This is a genomic window from Streptomyces sp. NPDC049837 (genome assembly GCF_040674455.1).
Lineage (GTDB): Bacteria > Actinomycetota > Actinomycetes > Streptomycetales > Streptomycetaceae > Streptomyces.
The window spans coordinates 24,596-30,595 of sequence record NZ_JBFAMP010000023.1; the positions used below are offsets into that span (position 1 = coordinate 24,596).

Sequence of the window (6,000 nt, forward strand, 5' to 3'; positions counted from 1 at the left end):
GAAGCGGCATGACTGGGTACGACCTGATCGACGAGGCGGTCGTCGACGCGCCGCCGGACGTCGTGTGGGACGCGCTGCTCGCCGAGTTCCGCGGCGGGGCGCGCTGGTGGGTGCCGGCCAACACCTTCGCCGTCAGGTCCGGTTCGCCGGACGAGGTGGGCGGCGAGGTCGCGGTGACCGTGCACACCAAGGGCGTCGACAAGGGCGGTCCCAAGCTGCGGTTCACCGCGCGCACGACGGCGGTCGAGCCGGGGCGCCGGCTGTCGGTCGAGTACGTCGACGGGGTCTTCCGGGGCCCGGGCGACTTCGTGCTCGACCCGCTGGACGGCGGGCGGCGGACCAGGATCGGCATGCACTTCCGGGGCCGTCCGCACGGCTGGCTGAAGGCGCTGGCGAAGGTGGCCGACATCGGCGCGGAGCACTCCAAGGCGACGAGCGCGGCGTTCGTGGCGCTGAACGGGGTGCTGAGCCGATGACGACGTTCGCCCCGGCGGCGACGGAGACGACGGTACGCGCCGACGACGGCGCGCTGCTCGCGGTCACCGTGCTGCCCCCGCTCGGCGCCCCTTCGGGCTCCACCGTCGTGTGCGCCCATGGCTGGGCCGCGGCCCGCCGGGTGTGGGGCACCGTCGCCGACCGGCTGATCCGCGCCGGGCACCGGGTGGTGCTGTACGACCAGCGTGGCCACGGCGCCTCCACGCCCGGCCGGGAGCCGTTCGGGATCGCCCGGCTGGGCGCCGACCTGGGCGCGGTCGTGGACCACGTGGACGCGCTGGACGCGGTGGTGGTGGGCCATTCGGGCGGGGGCTTCGCGGCCCTGTCGTACGTGACGTCCGGCGCCCGGGCCCTGCGCGGCCTGGTCCTGCTCGGCACGGCCGCGCACGGCCAGGACACGCCCGACAGCGAGGTGCGGATGATGGGCAGCGCCCTGTTCTCGCGGGCGCTGCGCAGGCCGGCGCTGGGCCGCCTGCTGCTGGGCCAGACCATGGGCAAGGGGGCCGACCCCCGGGCCATGGAGGTCAACCGGCAGATGTTCGCGGCCACGGCGCCGGCCGTGCGGGCGGACGCGTTCCGCTCGTCGCGCGGCATGGACCTGCGTGAGGCGCTGGCGTCCGTACGCGTCCCCGCGGTGGTCCTGGCGGGCGCGGGTGACCGGGTGATCGCCCCGGAGCTGGGCCGCGTGGTCGCCGAGGCCCTGCCGAAGGCGAGGTTCGAGGAGGTGCCGGGCGCCGGGCACATGCTGCCGCTGGAGGCCCCGTGGGCGGTCGTCCGGGCGGTGCGCGACCTGGCCGGCTGAACGACCGACCGCACGACCAGGCTGACGTACGACCAGGCTGACGTACGACCAGGAGGAGGCCCTGCCTCAGCGCCCCAGGATCACAGTCCGGGAGGGGGCGGCTGGGGGCAGGGCCTCCTTCGCCGTGCCACCGGTGCGGTACTCCTGCGGGCTCATGCCCCGTACCCGCTTGAACGCCGCGCTGAGCGCGAACGCGCTGCTGTAGCCGACCTGCCTGGCCACGGTCGACACCGTCGCGTCCGGTTCGCGCAGCAGGTCGGCGGCGAGGGTGAGGCGCCAGGTGGCCAGGTACGCCATCGGCGGCTCCCCCACGACGGCGGCGAACCGGCGGGCCATCCCGGCGCGGGAGACCCCGACCTTGCGGGCCAGCGACTCCACGGTCCAGGCGTGGGCCGGGTTCTCGTGCAGCAGGCGCAGCGCGGGGCCGACCGTGGGGTCGGACTGGGCGCGGTACCAGGCCGGCGCGCCGGCCGAGGGCTCGGCGAGCCAGGCGCGCAGGACGCTCACGAAGAGCAGGTCGAGGAGCCGGTCGAGGACCAGTTCCTGGCCGGGCTCCTCGCGGCCCATCTCCTGGGCCAGCAGCGCGACGAGCGGGTCGTGGCCGCCGGCGTCACGGGGGCGTACGACCAGGGCGGGCAGCGCGTTCAGCAGGCGGCGGCCGACCTCGCTGGGCGCCTGGTAGGTGCCGCTGAGCATCACGGCCGAGCCCTGGCCCATGGTGTCGCCCCAGGTGCGGACGCCCAGGGCCATGGACTCGGTGACGTCCTCGCCGTCGGTGGTGTTGCAGCGCTGTTCGGGTCCGACGACGACCTGGACCGGGGTGCCGGGGGCGTCGGCGATGGTGTACGCGTCGGGGCCGCGCAGCACGGCGACGTCACCGGGCCGGATGAGGACGGGTGAGCCGTGGTCGGGGAGCACCCAGGCGTCCCCGTGCACCATGGTGACCAGCGAGATGGGGGCACGGTCCTCGACGCGCAGCGCCCACGGCGGGTTGAAGACGGACCTGAGCAGGAACGCGCCGCGCGCCTTGGGCCCTTCGAGCAGGCCGGTGAGTGCGTCCATGGGACGACCCCTTTCGCTGGGGACGTGGGGAGCGCCCGCCCTCCGTGCGGGGGACGTCCGGAGGGCGGGCGCGGCTTCGGGGTTCGCTCGTCGGGCTCAGGTACGGGAGGAGGCGAGCGCCCGGCCGAGGCAGGCGAGCGCCGCGGTGCAGGCCAGGGTGCGCACCGCGTTGGACGGTACCCACCGGGAGGTGAACGCCTGCCGCAGCGCCGCGAGTTCCCCGGCGTTCGCGGACGGCCCGGAGGCGGCGGCGAGGCGCCGGTTGAGCGGCACGTTGACGCGGAAGGTGAGCGCGACGGCGGCCGTGTAGAGGGCGAGCGCGGCCCACGTCCAGCGGGCGGCGGCGCGCCGGCCGGTCCGCTGGAGACGGCCGCCCGCGGCGCCGGTCGCGAGGAAGGCGCCGAGGAAGACGAGCCCGAACAGCCCGTTCTCGATGGCCTCGTTGATGTGGTTCATGGCGGTCAGGTACGCCTGGTCGTCGCCGCGGGCGAGGCCGGGCAGCACGGACACGTCGAAGGCGAAGTACAGGCCGGCGCTGAGGCCCATGGCGATGGTGGCGGCGGTGAGCGCGGGCTGGGCGGCCTCGGGCATCGGCGGGTTCCTTCCTACGTACGTACGGGTTGGACGATGGCGCCGAGTCCGGCTTCGTACCGGCGGCGCAGCGCGGTGCGGCCCAGCAGCCGCACGGGCGGCGGCATGGTGGCCGCGACGAGCCGTACGGACCGTTTCGGCGCGCCGTCGAACATCCACGGCGGGAGGTGGGTGAGGACGCGCAGGGGCGCGGTGCGCACCAGGCGCTGTTCCAGGGCGAGGTAGTCGCGGGCGGGGAGGCGGGCGAAGACGGGGAAGACGGTTCTCTCCTCGTCCGCGAGGTGGTCGTGGAGGACGCCGGCGAAGGCGGCGGCGGCCGGGGCCACGGTGGCCGGGTCGCTGCCCGGCCTCAGTGCGGCGCTCACCGCGTCCATGGCCCGGTCGAGCGCGGTGTGGTCACCGGCCAGCTCGCGGGCCTGGTCGGCGAACTCGGGGAGGCGGCGGAGCAGTTCGGGCCACAGCAGGTCGTCCTCGCTGTGGTGGTGCCAGTCGATGACCTCGCGCAGCCGCCGCCACCACTCGCCCGCCGGGCCGAGGCCGGCGGCGGTGAGCCGGGGTGCCGCGGCCGTCAGCCTGGCAGCGTCGCGGCGCATCGCCACGTGCATGAGGGCGAAGCCGTGGAAGTGGTCGGGCAGGGTGTCGAGGCGTTCGCTCGACATGGCTGTGGTCATGACCGCCTCCCGTCCTTCGAGGTGTGGTGGTCCGGCGCCGCCGGCGCGGGTGCGTCCTGTGAACCGCGCGGGCGGCGCCGGAGGCGTGGGGGCTGCCGGCGGGGTCAGACGTTCCAGACACCACTGGCGGCGGCGTCCTTCGCGAAGTCGGAGAAGTCCTTCGGCTTGCGGCCGATGGCCTCCTCGACGCCGTTGACGACGCTGGCGTTGCGCCCGTCGAGGATCAGCCCGAACAGGTCCGCGAACTCGACCGGCAGGCCGTTCTCCTTCAGCACCGCGCGGTAGTCGTCGATCGAGACCGGGATGTACGTGATCTGGCGGCCGGTGGCCTTGGACAGCTCGGCGGCCACGTCGTGGAAGCTCAGCAGCCGGGGGCCGGACAGCTCGTAGGTCCTGCCGATGTGCTTGTCGTCGGTGAGCGCGGCGGTGACGACGTCGGCGATGTCGTCGGCGTCCACGAACGGCTCGACGGCCTCGGCGGTGGGCAGGGCCAGCTCGCCGGCGAGGACGGGCTCAAGGAAGAAGCTCTCGCTGAAGTTCTGGTTGAACCAGTTGGCCCGTACGACGGTCCAGTCGGCGCCGGACTCCTTCAGCTTGTCCTCGCTGATCACCGCGCCCTCCTCACCGCGGCCGGAGAGCAGCACCAGCCGGCGCGCACCCTTCTCGACGGCGACCTTGGAGAACGCGCCGACGGCCTCGGCGGCGCCGGGGAAGGCGAGGTCGGGGTAGTAGGTGACGTAGACGGCCCCCACACCCTCCAGAGCGGCCTCCCACGTGCCCGGGTCCTCCCACACGAACGGGATCTCTCCGTTCCGGGACCCCACGCGCACCGGCAGGCCACGTGCGGTGAGCCGCTCGGCGACCCGGCGGCCGGTCTTGCCGGTGCCGCCGATGACCAGCGTCGTCTTCGTGCCGTTCGTCTGTGCGTTCTGTGTGTTCGTCATGTGGATCAGTCAACTCCTGCGCGGTGAGACGAGCCATAGCCGCAGCACTCAACTCCATATGCGTGCGTCTACGGAGGAGTGAGCCGAAGCGCGAACGCCCCGAGCCTAGGCAGCCGCGCCCGGCCCCGCCATCGGATCGCCCGGTTCCTCCAGCGGGCCACGAGCGCGGCTCGAGAAGCCCCGGTCGGCGGCACCCTCTTGGATCGAGCCCGAGCTGTACGAGGCCGTACTGGTCGTCCGCCGCGCGGAGGCGGAGCTGTTCGCGATGCTCACCGACGCGGACGTCATCGAGGCCGTCCTCCGGCGGTATTGACTGGCTACTCCTCGGGCTCCCAGGCGATCAGATGCTCGAACACCTGCTGGTCGCCCTCGATCTTCAGGTCGCTCAGCGTGAGGCGGCCCCAGACGAAGAGGAGCAGCTGCTCGGCCGTGCCCGTGGCCGAAGCGGAGGCGGGCGCGGCGTCTTCCGTGAGGGGTGCGGGCCAGGCGCCGGTGCCGTCCAGCGCGAGGAGCCAGGAGCGGCCCTCGGCGGCGTGGTAGTGGATGGTGGCGGCCTCGTGCGGCCAGGCCGCCGGGGTGGAGTTGCAGGTGTCGAGAAACTCGGCCACGCCGTCGATCGCGACGTCCGCCGGCATCGGCTGCACGGCGCCTGCGGCGAGCTGGGCGTCGTAGGTGTGCACCAGCACCTCGTGCACCCGGCGCCGGGCAACGCCCCAGGCATTCGCCGGCGACACGCCGGCGCTCCACCACGCCCAGCACTCGCGCTCCGGGCCGGCCTCGCGCAGCGCACTCAGCAGCAGCTCGTTCGACTCGGCGTACCAGGCCAGCAGCGCCTCGAGCTCGCGCGGTGCCTCCGCGGCATCCTTGGCCGGCGGAGCCTCGGCCGGGCCCGCGGCGACGATCGCGGCCCACCAGCGCTGGCCCGTACCCAGGTGCTGCACCAGATCGAACAACGTCCACTCGGGGCAGGACGGCACCGGCGCGTCAAGGCTGGGCGCGGCGGCAACCGCACTCCGAAACGCGGCCGACCGCTCGTCGATCAGTTGCAGCAGGGCGGAATACTCAAGACTTTCTGTCACATCGCTTGGCTATCACCCCGGCTCAGCCGGCCGCACCCTGTTTTCCAGGCCGTCACTGCGGGAGTCAGAGCACCTTTCGACCTGCTCCTGGCCTGGGAGCCGGGGGAGCGGGACGTGGTGATGAGGGCGGAATCGATCGATTCCGCCCCCGATCGGCGAGAGGCGACTATCCGTCAGTAGCGGTAGTGGTCGGGCTTGTACGGGCCCTCGACGTTCACACCGATGTAGGCGGCCTGTTCCGGCCGGAGGGTCGTCAGCTTGACGCCGAGGGCGTCCAGGTGGAGGCGGGCGACCTTCTCGTCGAGGTGCTTGGGCAGCACGTAGACGTCGGTCGGGTACTGCTCGGGCTTGGTGAA

Annotated in this window: 8 protein-coding genes; 2 read left to right on the forward strand and 6 right to left on the reverse strand. The window is 73.6% G+C overall.

Annotated elements, in window-relative coordinates; genetic code table 11:
- Window positions 1-8 precede the first annotated feature (8 nt).
- Window positions 9-476, forward strand: a complete 468-nt coding sequence (locus AB0J57_RS34425; protein WP_366132359.1) for an SRPBCC family protein — start codon at window positions 9-11, stop codon at window positions 474-476.
- Window positions 473-1,297 (forward strand): alpha/beta hydrolase, encoded by an 825-nt coding sequence (locus AB0J57_RS34430; protein WP_366132360.1) that lies wholly within the window; start codon window positions 473-475, stop codon window positions 1,295-1,297. The genes AB0J57_RS34425 and AB0J57_RS34430 overlap by 4 nt, the downstream gene beginning before the upstream one ends.
- A 66-nt stretch (window positions 1,298-1,363) precedes the next feature.
- Here the strand turns inward: AB0J57_RS34430 and AB0J57_RS34435 are convergent, their stop codons facing one another.
- The 6 genes from AB0J57_RS34435 to AB0J57_RS34460 form a co-directional block, all read right to left on the reverse strand.
- Window positions 1,364-2,359, reverse strand: coding sequence for an AraC family transcriptional regulator (locus AB0J57_RS34435; RefSeq protein ID WP_366132361.1), 996 nt, complete (start codon window positions 2,357-2,359; stop codon window positions 1,364-1,366).
- Between the two features lie 96 nt (window positions 2,360-2,455).
- Window positions 2,456-2,950: an anthrone oxygenase family protein gene (locus AB0J57_RS34440; RefSeq protein ID WP_366132362.1), complete on the reverse strand. Its 495-nt coding sequence runs from the start codon at window positions 2,948-2,950 to the stop codon at window positions 2,456-2,458.
- Window positions 2,951-2,964: 14 nt separating this feature from the next.
- Window positions 2,965-3,621, reverse strand: a complete 657-nt coding sequence (locus AB0J57_RS34445) for a hemerythrin domain-containing protein (protein WP_366132363.1) — start codon at window positions 3,619-3,621, stop codon at window positions 2,965-2,967.
- 104 nt (window positions 3,622-3,725) lie between these two features.
- Entirely contained in the window at window positions 3,726-4,565 is an 840-nt protein-coding gene (locus tag AB0J57_RS34450; RefSeq protein WP_366132364.1) for an NmrA family NAD(P)-binding protein, read from the reverse strand.
- A 317-nt stretch (window positions 4,566-4,882) separates the two neighbouring features.
- Window positions 4,883-5,644 (reverse strand): maleylpyruvate isomerase family mycothiol-dependent enzyme, encoded by a 762-nt coding sequence (locus AB0J57_RS34455; protein WP_366132365.1) that lies wholly within the window; start codon window positions 5,642-5,644, stop codon window positions 4,883-4,885.
- A 173-nt stretch (window positions 5,645-5,817) separates the two neighbouring features.
- A partial coding sequence (locus AB0J57_RS34460) for an adenosylhomocysteinase (RefSeq protein ID WP_366132366.1) occupies window positions 5,818-6,000 on the reverse strand: 183 nt, incomplete at its 5' end.

Bases quoted from the DNA above. Each gene is read 5' to 3' on its own strand.
- AB0J57_RS34425 (WP_366132359.1), top strand. From the start codon at position 9: ATGACTGGGTACGACCTGATCGACGAGGCGGTCGTCGACGCGCCGCCG.
- AB0J57_RS34430 (WP_366132360.1), top strand. From the start codon at position 473: ATGACGACGTTCGCCCCGGCGGCGACGGAGACGACGGTACGCGCCGAC.
- AB0J57_RS34435 (WP_366132361.1), bottom strand. From the start codon at position 2,359: ATGGACGCACTCACCGGCCTGCTCGAAGGGCCCAAGGCGCGCGGCGCG.
- AB0J57_RS34440 (WP_366132362.1), bottom strand. From the start codon at position 2,950: ATGCCCGAGGCCGCCCAGCCCGCGCTCACCGCCGCCACCATCGCCATG.
- AB0J57_RS34445 (WP_366132363.1), bottom strand. From the start codon at position 3,621: ATGACCACAGCCATGTCGAGCGAACGCCTCGACACCCTGCCCGACCAC.
- AB0J57_RS34450 (WP_366132364.1), bottom strand. From the start codon at position 4,565: ATGACGAACACACAGAACGCACAGACGAACGGCACGAAGACGACGCTG.